At 58.0% G+C, this 669-nt stretch carries 2 protein-coding genes; both read left to right on the top strand.

Annotation, left to right across the window (positions count from 1 at the left end; genetic code table 11):
- Window positions 1–336: zinc-binding dehydrogenase (locus tag NRB16_RS28885; protein ID WP_257107565.1), on the top strand; the 336-nt coding region annotated here is incomplete at its 5' end.
- A gap of 132 nt (window positions 337–468) precedes the next feature.
- A partial coding sequence (locus NRB16_RS28880; RefSeq protein ID WP_257107564.1) for a hypothetical protein occupies window positions 469–669 on the top strand: 201 nt, incomplete at its 3' end.

The raw sequence follows: 669 nt of genomic DNA, 5'->3' as shown, positions 1-669 counted from the left end.
TACGCAGGGCTTAACGTCAAGCTGCTGGGCCTCGACGGCCGCTGGGTGCTGATCGGCCTGATGGGCGGGCGCGACGCTCAGGTGGACATGGCTCAGGTGCTGGGCAAACGCATTCAGGTTCTCGGTTCGACCTTGCGCAGCCGTGACGACTCGTTCAAGGCAGACCTGCTCAGCGATCTGGGCCAGCATGTCTGGCCGCTGTTCACCGAAGGGCGTCTCAAGCCGCAACTGGCCAGAACCTTTGGGATCAGTGACGCCGAAGCCGCATTCGCGGAGCTGGCGACCAATCAGGTGTCGGGCAAGATTGTGCTGGTTATCGACTCCAGTCTGGAGTGACACGCCTCCTGTGGGCATCGTGAGCGTTCTGCTCGCGATGCCTCTCTTCTGAGCCGCATTTCATCATTCATATTCTGTTTCCCGTCCGATCAGTGGCAGCGAAACCTGTCACTTCTGACAGTGTGAAAAAAAATGCCCAGAGCGTTCAATCAAGGCCAGTTCGTGCAGGTGGATAACGCACGGTTCGAGCACTTTTTGAACGAGGTCATGGGCGGTATGAATGAGGGGCGCTCGCTACAACCTTCTGAATGCTGTGTGGCGGCAAACACCGCATCGAATGCCAATCTGCTGCCTGCACCCGATGTGCCTGCGATCATTGATCCGAAAGACCCT

Source organism: Pseudomonas sp. LJDD11 (assembly GCF_024584215.1).
Taxonomy (GTDB): Bacteria; Pseudomonadota; Gammaproteobacteria; order Pseudomonadales; family Pseudomonadaceae; genus Aquipseudomonas.
This window is presented reverse-complemented; position numbering and strand designations above follow the sequence as displayed.